Consider the following 15,370-nt stretch of genomic DNA (forward strand, 5'->3'; position numbering starts at 1 on the left):
AAGTGTGCGTGGTCGTGGACAACAAAATACCCAGTTATCCGAAATCCGGATTCTGTCATATTCACCGGCAAGCAATGCTCTTACTATGTGAAAAGCACTGAAGCAAAAAAATAGCCGGGCATTGCCCGGCTATTTAAATCTCATGTTGGATGCAATTTAGCGGATCACATGCACTTTGGAACCGATTTTTACACGCTCATAAAGGTGGGTTACATCTTCGTTTGACAGGCGAATGCAGCCGGAAGAAACAGCCTGACCGATGGACCAAGGCTCATTGGAGCCATGGATGCGGTAGATGGTTGAGCCAATATATAGGGCGCGTGCGCCAAGCGGGTTGTTCGGCCCCCCTTCCATATGACGGGGAAGGTTGGGAACACGCTTGCGCATAGCGGGTGGAGGAGTCCAGCCCGGCCATTCTGCCTTGCGAGAAACACGGTGAGTACCAGCCCACTGGAAGCCATCACGGCCAACGCCAACACCATATTTCAGCGCCTTGCCTTCGCCCAATAGATAATAGAGGCGGCGCTCCTTGGTGTTTACGATGATGGTACCTTTTTTGGCCTTTGAATGAGGGCCGTCATAGGAGACCGTCGAACGCTTGATTGGTGATTTACCACCGCGGGTTCCGCCTTTGACGTCTTCCCAGCGCTTTGTTTCCATATTGTAATAACGGCCAGCTTCAGCGCTTGTCGCGACCAAAGTCAGGCCAAGTGCTGCGCATGCAGCCAATGAAAAGAGTTTCCGCATTAATCCTATCCCGAGCTCTCATTCCTTGGATAATCAAGATGACCGAAATTGAAATTACCAAGGCGCACCCAACACAAATTCAGCAATCCAATTCGAACCGTTATTTTGTTAATATCTGGCCCAAACGCAAGACTTTTCTGGTCATAAGCGATCCCATATCAGGGTTTCCAAGGGGCTTGATTGTTGCCTGTGGTGGTTTTGCAACAGTTACGAAGATCTATCATTGGAATTTTGTCCAATCTGTCTCAAACTTGATAGAATCTGTCGCAAAAGCAATCGTGGCTGCATTTTATCAGGTCAAAATCATCTGAAAAGCGATTCGATACCGGGTGACTGGCTACAGACGATACAGGGTTTCGCAGAATGAGTGGCTCCGGGAGCGAAAAGCCAACTTTAATTCTTTCGGTCTGAGCGTGAAATCAGAAACGCAGACGGAAACCTGCACTACCGGTATAAGTGCGCTCTACACCGTTGAAGAGCGCAGATCCACCAATATTCAGAAACAAGTTCTTATTGATGTTGGCTGAAAGGGCAGCCTGGAGATTCAACAAATCCTTGCTTGGCGCTGACCCGACATTTTCAAAGGTAGCTCCACTATCCACCGAGATACGGCTGGCCCTGTCCAAATCACCAAATCGATGTGTCCATCCAATACCAATGACTGGTACGATCGGTGCGCGACCCCAGAACCAGACAGTGGACAAGTTTAAGCCTACTTTCGTGGTACCGGTGAAAACATCCTTGCGAGCGGTATGAATGGCAGCATCGGCATTGCCATCTTCTACTACTCTCGCCTGACGCATGCCGTTATACTGAATGCCCACATGAGGTTGAGCAACGATTGAACCAAGAGTAATTCGTCGACCGGCTTCAAATGCACCGGTGATACGATGATTGGTATATTTGGAGCTCATCCGGCGTAAATCACCATTTCCATCGATATCGATATAGCGGCTGGTTTCATAATATTCCGGACCATATTGTGCCATTCCATCCAGATACCAATTCCGCCACTCAAATGTGCCCGTCAGTCCGACTTTGGGAATGAAAATATCGATACTGGTAATATTCTCGTTCACATCGACATCCACCTTGTTGATGGATCCGAGAAGACCAAGGCGAACATAGGAGTTGGAAATCAGATCGATGCCAGCGACCGCGCCAACGGCTTCCACCTTCACACTTGCATCAGTCGCTGTCGCATTTTTGCTACCAAAAGATCCGGTAGGGCGGAAAAAGAAGGAACGCTCGAGTGGAGGCAGATCACTCCAGTCATCTTCATAGGTTTGAAGATCATCCATGGCTTGCACACTGGCTTCTTCTTTTGCCTTGGGAGTATAACCCAATACATGCTCAGCCGACAGACTGGATGGAATGGTATGACCGATACTGGTAGGGGAGGATGTGCCAGCACCAGCACTGGCAGCACCAGCTGATGACCCGGCAGCAGAGCCGCCAGATGAAGAACCGCTGGACGCGGCTTCCCCTACATCACGTTGATAGTCATAAAATTCTGCTGGGACATTCGTACAATTGTGAGGGCGGGTAGGCGTCCGATAAATATACTGGAAATAGTCCAGAAGACCGCAGTCATTGACGGTGGAAATTGGCGAATGTGTCCCATGTGCGTGACTATTTGCAACTCCCGTCAGGGAAGCGATTACAAACAAGGTCAGTCGAACAACAGCATGAAAACGACACATCGGGTGCACTCAACAAATGGATTAGTGGATGGCAACATCACTTCGTCAGTCAATGGAGACTATTAACGAGATCCTAATGAAAAAACAACCGCCAGAGTTGAGACTGTATTGAAAACACGATTGATTGGTATGGTCATTGATTCCAAAAATCATCGGTTCATTGCGGTAATTTCAACATTAGCCAACGATGGGGTCCAGATTGATGAAGGAGAATGCCATTTTCGAGTTGCCCCGAAAGTGATAAATAAGGCATTAAGTGTTCGAGTTGAGAAACGGTCGGTATTGCGTAAATTGGGACGTTTCTGGACTGGGGATGAGAAAGCGCTGCGTTCAGGGTCATTATGGGTAGAAGACAGTTTAGTGTCGCCTTTGTTATGGGAATAGGTGCCTGGTCAGCATTCTTGATGCCGACGGGGCAGGGACATGCTGCCTCCTGTGATTTGGAAATTTACCTGATCTGGTCGGGGCTGGGCTCTCCTGCAATTTGCGACAATCATGCGGAGCTGGAGACCGCGCGTCATAAAAAAAAGCAGCAAGACACAAATCTGCGTGACGAACGGCAGCCTGATTACAGTGTTGCGTTGGAAACCCTCACAAGTACGGATATATCGGAAGGGGTACCTTCCAAGCATGCGCAGTACAGTTCCTCTCAAATAGATACCGATGTGTCTTCCTCAGGTCGACCCATATCTGTGTTTTTGGATAAAGATATTTCGAAAGAACAACCCGCTATTCTTATCGAACCCATATTGTCAGAACGGCAAAGCCATGCAGCTCATGTCGAGCCACTGGCGCGTTCATATTTTGTCAGCATATTCGGAGGAGGGGGGTCTCAAGATGCCCGTCTGGGTGAGCCAAGCTCAAACATGAGAATAGGCGGTGCTGCAGGGGGAGTTGACCTCTATACTGATGACCGGCTGAGATTGGGTTTGATAGGCATGTATGCCCATATACATGTAGATGTGAATGAGAACCAGGAAACTGTCGATATCATATCACCAAAGATTGGTGCCCAGGCCAGTATGGAGTTCGGAAACTGGCATTTGGAGAATATTGTTCTTTACGGTCCGGAAATTTCCAGTGCCAGTCGCGTCATAAGCGTAAGTGGTGCGGAACAACGTCTGACGAACAAATACACCAATCACCGCGTTACTCAGGCCTTTGAATTGGGATATACAGAAAGCTTCGGCTCCATGGTGGTCCAACCCATCGCAGGAATAGAGCTGGATTGGCATTATCAAGCCAAGGCTGCCGAACGTGGCGTGCAATCATCAGCGGCCTGGATCAAAAGATCATCTCATTGGGAAGGTGAAACCAAGCTGGGACTTACCCTGTCTACCGAGGCAATGATTGGTAACATTTCGGTCGTTCCGACAATAAGCGCCAGTTGGCGTCATCGGTTTGGAAAATTGTCAAACACTGTTTCCGTGTCTTTTGACTCTGGTCTGACATACGAACGAGTGGGAACCGCACCCGTACGCGATCTGGCTGAGATAGAGGCGTCTCTTGGTTTCAATTTGAAACCTGATATGGTTTTGGATATCGGTTATTCCGGCAGATTCAACGGCGTGGAAAGGTTGCATTCAGGTTCAATCGGGCTTCGGGTTGAATTCTAACGGTAACGCTTTCATTCCTAATTGGTGACTGATTGATGGTTTGCGCAACAAGTTCCAAAAAAGAGCCACAAACTCAATAATCGCTTAGTTGCAGGCAGCAAAACTCCAGTAGCCCGACAAAGCCGGGCTACTGGAGTTCGTGAAATGCCGTTCATGTGAGCCTATAGCGTGGTCCCGAAAAATTGGAGCACTTTTCGGACAAGAGCTCGCTTCAGATCAAAGAGTTAAAGCACTATTCGCAATTCAATAATTGTGAGAAGTGCTTTAGCCCAGCTTCAATTCCGCAAAGAAGTCATTGCCCTTGTCATCAACGACAATGAAGGCTGGAAAATTCTCTACTTCAATCCGCCAGATAGCTTCCATACCCAATTCTGGATACTCAATGCATTCGACTTTCTTGATGCAATCTTGAGCCAGACGTGCAGCAGGACCACCAATGGAGCCAAGATAGAAGCCACCATGCTGCTTACAGGCATTGGTCACAGCTTTGGAGCGGTTACCTTTCGCCAGCATCACCATGGAGCCGCCATGGGCCTGGAACTGGTCAACGAAGCTATCCATACGGCCAGCTGTGGTTGGGCCGAAGGAGCCTGACGCGTACCCTTCCGGGGTCTTGGCCGGGCCCGCATAATAGATTGGATGGTTCTTGAAGTAATCCGGCATTTCTTCGCCCGCTTCCAAACGGGCGCGGATTTTGGCATGAGCAGCGTCGCGAGCCACAATCAGTGGACCGGTCAGGGACAGGCGGGTCTTGGTCGGATATTGGCTCAAGGTTTCAAGCATCTCGCTCATGGGAGCATTGAGATCGATATTGACAACTTCGCCGCCAAGGCTTTCATCTTCGACTTCTGGCAGATATTGTGCCGGATTGGCCTCCAGTTCCTCAAGGAAAATACCATCCTTGGTGATCTTGCCTTTGGCCTGGCGGTCAGCGGAGCAGGACACGCCGATGGAAATCGGCAAGGATGCACCGTGGCGTGGAAGGCGGATTACACGTACATCGTGGCAGAAATATTTGCCGCCGAACTGTGCGCCGATGCCCATGGACTGAGTCATTTCATGGATCACTTCTTCCATTTCCAAATCACGGAACGCGTGACCGCTCTCGGAGCCTTCTGTCGGCAAGGCATCCAGATAGCGAGCAGAGGCCAATTTGGTGGTTTTTAGATTCAGTTCAGCAGACAGGCCGCCAATGGTCACTGCAAGATGGTATGGCGGGCAAGCTGCTGTTCCAAGAGTTTTGATCTTTTCTTCAAGGAAAGCCAGTAGGCGTTCACGGGTCAACAGAGAAGGAGTACCCTGAAACAGAAAGGTTTTATTGGCAGAGCCCCCACCTTTGGCCATGAAGAGGAACTTGTATTCATTCTCGCCTTCTTCGAAGATATCGATCTGAGCAGGCAGGTTGCTTGCGGTATTCTTCTCTTCAAACATGGACAGGGGTGCTACCTGACTGTAGCGCAGGTTCTTCTTGGCATAAGCATCGAATACACCCTGCGACAGAGCACGTTCGTCATCACCTTCTGTCCAGACGGCAGTGCCTTTCTTGCCCATCACGATACCGGTACCGGTGTCCTGACACATCGGCAGAATGCCAGAGGCGGAAATGTTAGCATTCTTGAGCAAGTCAAAGGCAACGAATTTATCATTGTTGGTTGCCTCGTCATCGTCCAGAATTTTGCGCAATTGAGCAAGATGATCCGGACGAAGCAGATGGTTGATATCCATGAAAGCCTGTTCGGAGAGGAGGCGCAGGCCTTCTTCCTCTACGACCAGCACGTCCTTGCCACGAAAGGTGTCAGTAGACACGTAGTCGGAGGTCAGTTTGCGATAGGGGGTATCATCTTTCCCCAAAGGAAAGAGCTTCGACGCCTGATTGCTCATATTGGGTCCTCTTGCAGCAAGGCAGCTTGGGTTCGGTCATGGTTCACAAGATCGTGGTCGACAAACCTGCAAACACGCTGACCATTTATCTGGCCCATCAGTGCGACTCATTGGCAGAAATTTCAAGCCCTTCTTGTGACCTAATTGTGGGTTTTCCGGTAGAGTGGAGGCAGTTTTTGTCATTTCATGAGAAAAGGCTGGATTTGGGAGGATCAAACCAAGACAGTCATCAACTGCTCATTTTTCAACCATATTATATGAATATAAAGTTCATATAATATGGCATGTAAGGCATCGTTATATTATATGGGTAACGCCAATCCCGGTTTTGACTGAATAAAAGCGGATGAGGGCAGATGCACAGATCATAGTGCGATAGAGCAGGGCAGATTGAGGAGAGACAAAGATGAGCGAAATGCGCATTGAGACGGATTCGTTTGGTCCGTTGGAAGTACCCAGCGATAAGTATTACGGTGCACAGACAGCCCGTTCACTGATCAATTTTCCAATTGGTGACGAGACGATACCGAAACCATTGGTGCGCGCTTTGGGGATTGTCAAATATTCTGCAGCCAAGGCCAACATGGCGCTGCATAATCTGGAACCTCGTATTGGTGAGGCTATTGTTGCGGCAGCCAGGGAAGTCGCTACCGGTGACTTGAACGATCATTTTCCTCTTTCCGTCTGGCAAACCGGGTCTGGTACTCAATCCAACATGAATAGCAATGAGGTGATCTCGAACCGGGCAATTGAGATTCTTGGTGGCAGCCTTGGTTCCAAGGACCCGGTTCATCCCAACGATCATTGCAATCGCTCTCAGTCCTCGAACGATACCTTTCCAACCGCAATGCATATTGCCGCAGCGGAAGAAATCAATGCCTCTCTGGTTCCTGCGCTGAAAAACCTGTATGAGGAACTGGATGCAAAAGCAAAGGCTTTCAAGGATATCATCAAGATTGGTCGCACCCATTTGCAGGATGCAACACCTCTGACTCTGGGGCAGGAATTTTCCGGCTATGCGGCAATGGTCAACAATGGCATCCGCCGTATTGAAAGCGCTTTACCCGCACTTTATGCCCTCGCACAGGGAGGAACAGCTGTGGGCACCGGTATCAATGCAAAAATTGGCTTTGCAGAGAAGTTCGCAGAAGAAGTTGCAGAGTTTACCGGCCTCCCTTTCGTAACTGCTCCCAACAAGTTTGAAGCGCTCGCAACCCATGATGCCATGGCCGAAACACAATCCATGCTCGGTGTCATTGCTTCCAGTCTGTTCAAGATTGCCAATGATATTCGTTTGCTGGGCTCCGGCCCACGCTCCGGTCTTGGTGAGATTTCTCTGCCGGAAAATGAGCCTGGTTCTTCCATCATGCCTGGCAAGGTGAACCCAACTCAGTGTGAAGCGATGACCATGGTATGCTCGCAAGTCATCGGTAACAGTACTACGGTTTCTTTTGCAGCAAGCCAGGGGCATTTTGAACTGAATGTCTTCAAGCCTGTTATTGCTTTCAATGTGTTACAGTCCATTCGTTTGATTAGCGATGCGTCCAATACCTTCACCGACAAATGCGTTGTTGGCATCAAGGCCAATGAGGAGCAGATTTCTGAACTTATGGGTCGCTCGTTAATGCTGGTGACAGCTCTTGCTCCGCATATTGGTTACGACAAGGCAACCGAGATTGCCAAAACAGCTCACAAGAATGGTACGACCTTGAAGGAAGAGGCAGCTCGTCTGGGGTATGTGCCAGCTGATCAATATGACGAGCTGGTGAAACCGGAAAAGATGATCAAGCCGCAATAAGCTTGATCCATTGAAGTCCTGTCGTCATACTCTAATGCATATTCTTCCAAACAACGGCTTGGGTCTTCGATCCAGGCCGTTTTCTCACTTCATGAAAAGATATACGCGCTCGGGAGTATGGCGATATGAAAGATATTGATTTCTGGTTTGAATTTGCATCCACCTACTCCTATCTGGCAGCAATGAGGGCGCAGGGTCTGGCGGCTGACTGTGGTGTTAGATTGACTTGGCGCCCATTTCTTCTGGGTGCGATTTTCAAGAAAGACCTCGGCTATGCCGATAGCCCCTTCAATCGTCATGATAAGAAAGGTGATTATATGTGGCGTGACATGGATCGCCAAGTCAGGATTCATGGCCTGCCATCGGTCAAAAAGCCTGAGCCATTTCCCCAGAACGGCCTGACTGCTGCTCGTATTGCGATGGTATTGGAAGAAGATGATCGCCTGCCAATATTCGTGCGATCTGTGTTTCGCGCTCAGTTTCAATATGGAGAAACCATATCGGAACCTGATGTACTTTTCGATATATTGTCCCAGAATGGCTTTGATGCCCCGGATGTGATGCAAAGGGCCAAGTCTGACAAAATCAAGCAAGCATTGAAAACTCAAACAGAGCATGCCGATCGGATAGGTATTTTTGGAGCACCTTCATTTGTGACACCGAAAGGTGAACTCTTTTGGGGAGATGATCGCATGGAAACGGCATTCCGTTGGCAGGACTAATGTGATTAGGAGAAAAGTCAATTGCTATTTTCCAGTAATAGTATGGAAAAATAGGAGAAATTACAAAGTAGTTATTGGTTAATAATTTTTTTAACAGTAAAATTGCCTAGGATATATATCCATTATTATTACCAAGGCTCTTCAAAGGTTTATATCTATTCGGTGAATATTGGTTAATTGTGACTCGATTTTTTTAGTCAGGTTCGTTATAGCGCAAACCAGAGCTTACCCTAAGGTCAGCTCAATAGAATAGGAATTTATTTTAGGTTTCGACCGGAATAGCTGGTGGTGGGCTGTGTTCTGGGATCAGAGACAGGGCCTAATTCAAGCGTCCCGACTCTGCCCGGATTGCAAATTGCGGGGATATGGATGTGAAACCGAAGTTATCTGATGTGGCAAAATTTGCAGGCGTTAGTCTGGCAACAGCGGATCGCGTTATAAACAAGCGAAGCGGGGTGCGCGATGCTACCCGGCAGAAGGTGATGGATGCGGTTGCCAAGCTCGGATATGAACCAGACCCTGTTGCTGCGCGCTTGGCTAGGTCTCGCAAACAGATCATTGCGATTGTGGTTCCCGGCGATGGTGATCGCCTGACAAAAAGCATCGAACATTATTGGCATCTCATTCAAAAAAAATCTGTTCATGCGCGTGTTCAGCTTCGCATGGCCATCTATGACATGAACCGTCAGGAGACCATGCTCGAAGAACTGGAAAAGGTATGTCAGGAGGTCGATGGAATACTGCTAAGCGCGCCGAATACGGAGCACACTCGACAGGCCGTCAGAAATATTACTGAAAAAGGCGTTCCAATCTTTAGCATCTTTTCACGTTTGTCCGATGGATATGCGAATAGATACATCGGATATGACCATTATAAGATTGGCCGGACTGCAACGCATTTGCTTAAGGTTTTGACAAACGGGAAAACAGGAAAAATCCTGACTTATTCCACTTTTCTGCAAATGATGGCTTACAAAGATCGGCTTGAAGGGCAGCAATCTTATCTGAATGAGCATGATTGGTCGTGTGAGCTGGTGCAGGTTCCTGTCCATCAGGACAGCACGGATCAGATCAAGGTTCTGGCTGACTATATCGACAACAACGAAGATGTTGTGGCATTGACTTGCCTGGGGCATGAAACCACCGATTTGATTGACCATCTTTCAAAACGGCCAACACGTTATGAGCACCTCAAGATCGTATCTGTCGTCATTGATATGGAAAGACGAATTGTTGACGCTCTTTTGGGGGGGGAAATCGATGCAATCCTCTATCTGGATGCCAAAGAAGTGGCAAGGGTAGGGATCTCTGCATTGATCGAAGATTTGGAGAAAAATTGTTATCAGAACGGCTTTGCAGACCTCGCTTCAAAAATTTTGGACTTCAATATTTTCGTGAAGGAAAATCTTCCTCATTGGGCACTATGTTTGCCCGAAGAAAGATAAGCCTGATAGAAGTGGTAGGCGCATTCGTTGGTAACAATTGACCATGACATCAGGCAACCGTGGGAAATTTGCTCGACAATAGTTTGGTTCTTGTGGAGTTTGCTGCCATATTTTGTTCATGGCTTTAGTGACTTGCAGGTCAATTTGCGCTTCAGGATTTTGCCTGTTCGTGCTTATGTTGCAATCACTTTGGTGCCTCTGGTAATTGCATAGACGCCAGAATTGGATAATATATTCCCTATGCGTTTCACTTGAATTCAGTTCTGAACAAATGCAGTTCAGAGGAATATTGGTGTGCGGAAAGATAGGACGGCATAAAACAAACGCCACCTATAAGTGAAGAGGGAGAAAATTATGGCGAGGTTGGTCCGACGCACAACCACGAATATTGTTGCTGACGAGATCCGTCAGCGGATTCTAAGGGGGCAGCTCAAAGAGGGAGAGCAAATTCGCCAGGAAGCTATTGCAACCGAGCTTGGGGTGTCACGTATTCCGGTACGTGAGGCATTGCGACAGTTGGAAGCCGAAGGTTTGATCACCCTTGTATCTCATAAAGGGGCAGAGGTAACTCGCCTCGAGCCAAATGAAATCGCCGAATTGTTTGAAGTACGACTGATGCTGGAAAACAGGCTGTTTGGGCTGGCCATTAAACAGATTACAGCGGTGGATTTGCAAGCAGCTCAAGAGTTGGTTGAGGCGATGAGGAATGATGCCAGAATTGAGGATTGGGGTAATCTGAACTGGCAATTTCATGAAACACTTTATCGACCAGCGAATCGACCTGCAACGGTCAAGATCCTTCGAAGAGTGCATGATAATATCGACCGATATGTCCGACTTCAGATTGCATTGACTGATGATGCCAAGGATCAGGCTCATGAAGAGCACATGGGATTGATCAAAGCAGCCAGAGACAGGGATGAAGAAAGGGCCATTGCTCTCCTAACCAGCCATATCGAACATGTGAAGGATCAATTGCTGGAAACCATCAAGGATAGAGACAGCGTGGGCGACTAAGTTCCTGTATCACATGCTTTATCGCATTGACGCGAAAATAACGCCAAGTCGGGAATATTCCGCCGCAAAAAATCTTTCCCTAGCGAGCTAGAAATGAGAGTGTTTGGGTTGTCGAGCGCTGACCAGAAGCTTCAGATCCTATGGGTAGAGGAGTACGTGGCAGTTCACAGTAAAAGTATCCATCGAATAAATGCGCACGGCTACCAATTCTAACCACCATGGGAGAGCGTTCTGCCACAGGGGTCGGGATGTTGGCGATCAGTGGGCGGCGTTTTTCAACTTGTGTGGCTGCCAGAACTGAGTTGGGTAGGAAGCCCGGAAACGCGACTGCCTCGATAGTTGTGGTGCTGGTCACTGCCGTCAATGCGATAGCTGCGCATGAAATCTGTTTCAACATTTTTGCTGCCTTCCTCCTGATAAGAAGAGCAAGGTCCCTGTACTCATGACTTCGATCAGATCTGAGGTCTGATTAAGTTTGGGAATATGTCCGAGAAAGGTTAATATCCGGCCTGAGAAGCAGGCGATATTGGTGCTGAAACAGTCTGGAAGAACGGAAATTGATTATTATGCTTTCCAAGAAGTTAAATGTAAATTCCGAAAAAAATAAATTAAGTAATTGAAAGTAAATGTAAAATTATATTTTTACGGTAATGTTATCGCAATTGTAGAGCTTGTGGCTCCATAACTTCGTTTGCTTAATGAGATGTAAATGCTGCGCTGGGTTGATCGGAGTGGTGCTTGGTTCAGAGCAAGAGCAGAACAGATGACGACAGCTGGTTTTACCTATCAATAGACTTATCCGATGATAGTTGTTTCAGGGCGTCAGGTAGATCACCAAAAGACGAGAGCAGCACATCTGGAGACAAATCAGCCATAGCGACGGTGCTATAGCCGTAGTCGAAACCAATGATCGGGATGCAAGCATTTCTTGCTCCATCAACATCGGGTGAGGCATCTCCCACCATCACACTTCGGTCAAGTGAAGTGCCCGCGCGGTCTGCCGTAATTGCCAGATGATCGCGGTGCGGTTTGCGATTGGGAACGCTGTCAGATCCACATATAGCAGCAAAATATTTGGACAGATCCAGTCGATCAAGTAATTCAACGGCCAGATATTCAGGCTTGTTGGTGCATATTGCGAGGCGATATCCTTCTTCATAAAGACTGGGAATAACATCCCACACACCATCATATGCTTGGCTCTCCACACAGATATTTTCTTCATAATATGCCCGAAAGACGCCATGAACCTGGGCTAGTTGTGCTTCATCTATTCCCAAATCGTGATATTCATAGCCTTTTTGGAGCATTGCCAACGCTCCTAAGCCGACATATGGCCGGACTAGTTCTCCGGGTACCGCAGGTAAATTCTGTCTGGCGAAAACATGATTGACCGCGTTTATAAGATCCGGAGCTGTATCAACCAGTGTTCCATCAAGATCAAAGAGAAGGCTCGTAAAAGGGGATGCGACCATGATTGATAATCTCACTGAATGAACATCGCCCGATAAGGCGTGTTGAGCTGAACCTTGAAGCAAACAACAAGCTGGCCCGTCTCATCGGCCATGTTGTCCAAACTGGCTTATCTCATTCTCAAAAATGGTGCAACTCCACGACATTGAGTGAAACTGACGTTGGATTGACATCACATGCATGATAAGAGCGTCGCAATGATATTTGTTGTGCCGTTATTTAAGATACACTCTATCTGGATCTCCAGTTATGCTTGATCAAAGGCAATGGAGGATATCCCGGGTGCATTCCCTCTAACGATTGAGGTCATATTTGTCAGCCCTGAAGCCACCTGGATGGCGGCGAACAATATATGTGTTCGTTTTGGTTTGCATGGCGACGTTGTCTTGCGTAAAACAACAAACAACAGGACTTTTGTCAAAAATGAGCACCATTTTGTTCGGGATGCCCCTTTTGGCCGCATTTCTGATGTATATGGTTCGGATAAGGTCTTGAGAGCGGTCACGGGAGTTGTGGAAACCGGGCTATTATCATGGGCCAAGGCGGCATCACAGTTATGGAGCCGGTTGACGCAAAAGCGGAACCGGAGGAAATATCGACTAACTCCCAATTCATCCGGCGAGATGATGGGAAATTGCACTATTAGAGGATGGTAAACGGATGAAATCGACCTTGCGCGCAACTCTTGTAGCCGGTCTAGTTGTCATTGGCGCTATGGCCGTGGGTGCTCAGGCACAAAGCGCGACCGATGGTAAAAAAGACACTCATTTGCAGGCTGCTATTGCAGTGGTGGAAGCAACAAATACGTTGCCAAAATATGAGGACCAGATCGACCTGATCAAGAAAAATGCCAAGGTATGGCTGATCAGACAAAATCCTGCCCTTGAAAAGGTGATCAGTGAATCTGTTGAAAAGCAAGCTAAGGTATTGTCTAGTAATGAGAATTTGTTGCTCGATAACGTTGCTACGGTTTGGGCTTCTTATTTCTCTGAGGAAGAACTTAAAGAGCTGCAAGTATTCTTCAAAAGCGAAGTCGGCCAGAAACTCGGCTCTTATCAGGCTCGGATCATCGGTGAATCCATTGGGTCCGTACAGAAAATCAGCCAGACCCTGACTGCCGGTCTGGTAAATTCTGTGAAAGAAGACTTGGGCAAGAAGGGTCACAAGTTCTGATCTCGATGAACGAGATGAAAAATTGAGAAGCCACCCAACACGGGTGGTTTTTTTATATTCGTGATCCAAATCGAGAATTTGTGATGTCTCTGTGATCATTCGCGTCATCTTGCGCCTTTTAATACTCTACAAGATGCCTATGTTGAGCGGAATGGGATGAATGGGGATGGTCTGTTTGGGTACCACAGTGATTTGTCGGAGCTTTTGGCAGCGATGATGTTTGCTGGAAACTGATTTGTTCCTCTCAAGAATCAGACCATAAATGAAGATATGCGATCAATGCTCTTTTGCGGGCAATAAGAGGCAAGATAATGAGTGAATTCGATTATGATCTGTTTGTCATCGGCGCTGGCTCCGGTGGTGTTCGTGCGGCGCGTATGGCAGCAACCTATGGCGCCAAGGTGGCGATTGCAGAAGAGTATCGGGTAGGTGGCACCTGCGTCATTCGAGGGTGTGTGCCGAAAAAGCTGATGGTCTACGCTTCCAAGTTTGCCCATGATTTCAAGGATGCAACGGGATTTGGTTGGACAGTAGGCGAAACCAATTTCGACTGGAACACACTGATTGAGCGCAAGGACAAGGAAATCGATCGTCTGAATGGCCTCTATATGCAGAATTTGGAGCGTCACAAGGTTGAAATCATTCATTCTCGTGCTGAAATAGAGGCGCCTCACCGGGTGCGCCTGGTCGGAGAAAACCGCCATGTCAGTGCAAGGCATATCCTGATAGCGACAGGTGGTCGTCCAAATTTCGCTGCCGATCTGCCGGGAGCTGAGCATATGATCACCTCCAATGAGGTCTTCCATCTGGAAGAAAAACCCGAACGTGTCGTTGTTGTCGGTGGTGGCTATATTGCTTTGGAATTTGCTGGTATCTTCAATGGCTTGGGCGTCGATACAACTGTTTTGTACCGCGGTGAGGAAATCCTGCGTGGTTTTGATGACGATATTCGTGCCACTTTGCACGAGGAAATGGAAAAGCAAGGTGTCAAGGTTATCTGTGGTGATCTGATCGAAGCGATTGACAAAGGATCGGAGGGCCTCTCAATTCGGACCAAAGAGGGCCGTGTATTGGTTGCCGATCAGGTGCTGTCCGCAATCGGCCGCTCTCCTTACACAGAAGGTTTGGGGTTGGATCGCGTTGGTGTGGAGTTGGACAAAACAGGAGCCATCAAGGTCGATGAATACAGCCGCACCAATGTTGATCATGTCTTTGCTGTTGGTGACGTGACAAACCGTGTGAATCTGACCCCTGTTGCAATCCGTGAAGGCGCGGCGTTGGTGGAAACTCTCTATAACAACAATCCGACCAAGATTGACTACAAGGATATTCCGACCGCAGTCTTCACTCAGCCTGAAATTGGTACGGTTGGGCTCACCCAGGTTCAAGCTGAACAGAGCTATGACAATCTCGATATCTATATGGCCAAGTTCCGCCCAATGAAAAATACGTTGGCAGGCAATGATGAAAAGATGCTGATGAAGATCATTGTCGATGCTGATAGCGACAGGGTTGTAGGCTGTCATATATTGGGGCCGGATTCAGGTGAAATGTCCCAGCTTCTGGGCATAGCGGTAAAAATGGGAGCGACAAAAGCTGATTTTGACGCAACAATGGCTGTGCATCCAACAGCCGCAGAAGAGTTGGTGACGATGAAAGAACCATCGACGCGGATCCGCAAGTAAAAGACAGAAATATCAAAATTGGGCTCAACCATCTGGTTGGGCCTTTTTTGTAAGCAATGAATATGATCAGGAAAGAGCGGGGAAAGTGAATGGCCTTGCTGATACGTGCA

At 47.9% G+C, this 15,370-nt stretch carries 14 protein-coding genes; 9 read left to right on the forward strand and 5 right to left on the reverse strand.

The features are described from left to right. Positions 1-156 precede the first annotated feature (156 nt). The gene (locus CRO57_RS03950) at positions 157-747 is read right to left on the reverse strand and encodes a L,D-transpeptidase (protein ID WP_170955939.1); all 591 of its coding nucleotides are present in this window, start codon (positions 745-747) and stop codon (positions 157-159) included. Positions 748-785: 38 nt separating this feature from the next. Here CRO57_RS03950 and CRO57_RS03955 point away from each other — a divergent pair, with 38 nt between their 5' ends. Continuing rightward, positions 786-1,058 (forward strand): hypothetical protein, encoded by a 273-nt coding sequence (locus CRO57_RS03955; protein WP_097152075.1) that lies wholly within the window; start codon positions 786-788, stop codon positions 1,056-1,058. Positions 1,059-1,166: 108 nt separating this feature from the next. On the opposite strand, the gene CRO57_RS03960 is transcribed toward CRO57_RS03955, so the two are convergent. After that, positions 1,167-2,450, reverse strand: coding sequence for an autotransporter outer membrane beta-barrel domain-containing protein (locus CRO57_RS03960; RefSeq protein WP_097152076.1), 1,284 nt, complete (start codon positions 2,448-2,450; stop codon positions 1,167-1,169). Positions 2,451-2,791: 341 nt separating this feature from the next. Here CRO57_RS03960 and CRO57_RS03965 point away from each other — a divergent pair, with 341 nt between their 5' ends. After that, on the forward strand, positions 2,792-4,066 hold the full coding sequence (locus CRO57_RS03965) for an autotransporter outer membrane beta-barrel domain-containing protein (RefSeq protein ID WP_097152077.1): 1,275 nt from the start codon (positions 2,792-2,794) through the stop codon (positions 4,064-4,066). Between the two features lie 264 nt (positions 4,067-4,330). Here the strand turns inward: CRO57_RS03965 and CRO57_RS03970 are convergent, their stop codons facing one another. Then, on the reverse strand, positions 4,331-5,947 hold the full coding sequence (locus CRO57_RS03970; protein ID WP_097152078.1) for a fumarate hydratase: 1,617 nt from the start codon (positions 5,945-5,947) through the stop codon (positions 4,331-4,333). A 406-nt stretch (positions 5,948-6,353) separates the two neighbouring features. On the opposite strand from CRO57_RS03970, the gene fumC reads away from it, so the two are divergent. The 4 genes from fumC to CRO57_RS03995 all read left to right on the forward strand — a co-directional run bounded on the left by fumC (position 6,354) and on the right by CRO57_RS03995 (position 10,929). Further along, on the forward strand, positions 6,354-7,745 hold the full coding sequence (gene fumC, locus CRO57_RS03980; RefSeq protein WP_097152080.1) for a class II fumarate hydratase: 1,392 nt from the start codon (positions 6,354-6,356) through the stop codon (positions 7,743-7,745). 125 nt (positions 7,746-7,870) lie between these two features. Beyond that, positions 7,871-8,467: a 2-hydroxychromene-2-carboxylate isomerase gene (locus CRO57_RS03985; RefSeq protein WP_097152081.1), complete on the forward strand. Its 597-nt coding sequence runs from the start codon at positions 7,871-7,873 to the stop codon at positions 8,465-8,467. 371 nt (positions 8,468-8,838) lie between these two features. Continuing rightward, positions 8,839-9,912: a substrate-binding domain-containing protein gene (locus CRO57_RS03990; RefSeq protein ID WP_170955940.1), complete on the forward strand. Its 1,074-nt coding sequence runs from the start codon at positions 8,839-8,841 to the stop codon at positions 9,910-9,912. A gap of 354 nt (positions 9,913-10,266) precedes the next feature. After that, on the forward strand, positions 10,267-10,929 hold the full coding sequence (locus CRO57_RS03995; protein WP_097152083.1) for a GntR family transcriptional regulator: 663 nt from the start codon (positions 10,267-10,269) through the stop codon (positions 10,927-10,929). A gap of 79 nt (positions 10,930-11,008) precedes the next feature. On the opposite strand, the gene CRO57_RS04000 is transcribed toward CRO57_RS03995, so the two are convergent. After that, complete coding sequence (locus tag CRO57_RS04000; protein WP_097152084.1) at positions 11,009-11,326, reverse strand: hypothetical protein; 318 nt, start codon at positions 11,324-11,326, stop codon at positions 11,009-11,011. 382 nt (positions 11,327-11,708) lie between these two features. After that, a complete protein-coding gene (gene gph / locus CRO57_RS04005; RefSeq protein ID WP_097152085.1) occupies positions 11,709-12,404 on the reverse strand; it encodes a phosphoglycolate phosphatase in 696 nt (231 codons plus the stop codon). Positions 12,405-12,668: 264 nt separating this feature from the next. On the opposite strand from gph, the gene CRO57_RS25345 reads away from it, so the two are divergent. The 3 genes from CRO57_RS25345 to gor all read left to right on the forward strand — a co-directional run bounded on the left by CRO57_RS25345 (position 12,669) and on the right by gor (position 15,260). Next, entirely contained in the window at positions 12,669-13,058 is a 390-nt protein-coding gene (locus CRO57_RS25345; protein ID WP_097152086.1) for a ribose-5-phosphate isomerase A, read from the forward strand. A gap of 4 nt (positions 13,059-13,062) precedes the next feature. Further along, positions 13,063-13,575, forward strand: a complete 513-nt coding sequence (locus tag CRO57_RS04015) for a DUF2059 domain-containing protein (protein WP_097152087.1) — start codon at positions 13,063-13,065, stop codon at positions 13,573-13,575. 311 nt (positions 13,576-13,886) lie between these two features. Next, on the forward strand, positions 13,887-15,260 hold the full coding sequence (gor, locus tag CRO57_RS04020; RefSeq protein ID WP_097152088.1) for a glutathione-disulfide reductase: 1,374 nt from the start codon (positions 13,887-13,889) through the stop codon (positions 15,258-15,260). The last annotated feature ends 110 nt before the right edge of the window (positions 15,261-15,370 follow it).

Origin of the sequence: Cohaesibacter gelatinilyticus (assembly GCF_900215605.1) — a bacterium.
Classification (GTDB): domain Bacteria; phylum Pseudomonadota; class Alphaproteobacteria; order Rhizobiales; family Cohaesibacteraceae; genus Cohaesibacter; species Cohaesibacter gelatinilyticus.

Coding starts and splice junctions, on each gene's coding strand:
- CRO57_RS25345 (WP_097152086.1), top strand. CDS start 12,669: ATGGAGGATATCCCGGGTGCATTCCCTCTAACGATTGAGGTCATATTT.
- CRO57_RS03950 (WP_170955939.1), bottom strand. CDS start 747: ATGCGGAAACTCTTTTCATTGGCTGCATGCGCAGCACTTGGCCTGACT.
- CRO57_RS04000 (WP_097152084.1), bottom strand. CDS start 11,326: ATGTTGAAACAGATTTCATGCGCAGCTATCGCATTGACGGCAGTGACC.
- CRO57_RS03955 (WP_097152075.1), top strand. CDS start 786: ATGACCGAAATTGAAATTACCAAGGCGCACCCAACACAAATTCAGCAA.
- fumC (WP_097152080.1), top strand. CDS start 6,354: ATGAGCGAAATGCGCATTGAGACGGATTCGTTTGGTCCGTTGGAAGTA.
- CRO57_RS03970 (WP_097152078.1), bottom strand. CDS start 5,947: ATGAGCAATCAGGCGTCGAAGCTCTTTCCTTTGGGGAAAGATGATACC.
- CRO57_RS03960 (WP_097152076.1), bottom strand. CDS start 2,450: ATGTGTCGTTTTCATGCTGTTGTTCGACTGACCTTGTTTGTAATCGCT.
- gph (WP_097152085.1), bottom strand. CDS start 12,404: ATGGTCGCATCCCCTTTTACGAGCCTTCTCTTTGATCTTGATGGAACA.
- gor (WP_097152088.1), top strand. CDS start 13,887: ATGAGTGAATTCGATTATGATCTGTTTGTCATCGGCGCTGGCTCCGGT.
- CRO57_RS04015 (WP_097152087.1), top strand. CDS start 13,063: ATGAAATCGACCTTGCGCGCAACTCTTGTAGCCGGTCTAGTTGTCATT.
- CRO57_RS03995 (WP_097152083.1), top strand. CDS start 10,267: ATGGCGAGGTTGGTCCGACGCACAACCACGAATATTGTTGCTGACGAG.
- CRO57_RS03965 (WP_097152077.1), top strand. CDS start 2,792: ATGGGTAGAAGACAGTTTAGTGTCGCCTTTGTTATGGGAATAGGTGCC.
- CRO57_RS03985 (WP_097152081.1), top strand. CDS start 7,871: ATGAAAGATATTGATTTCTGGTTTGAATTTGCATCCACCTACTCCTAT.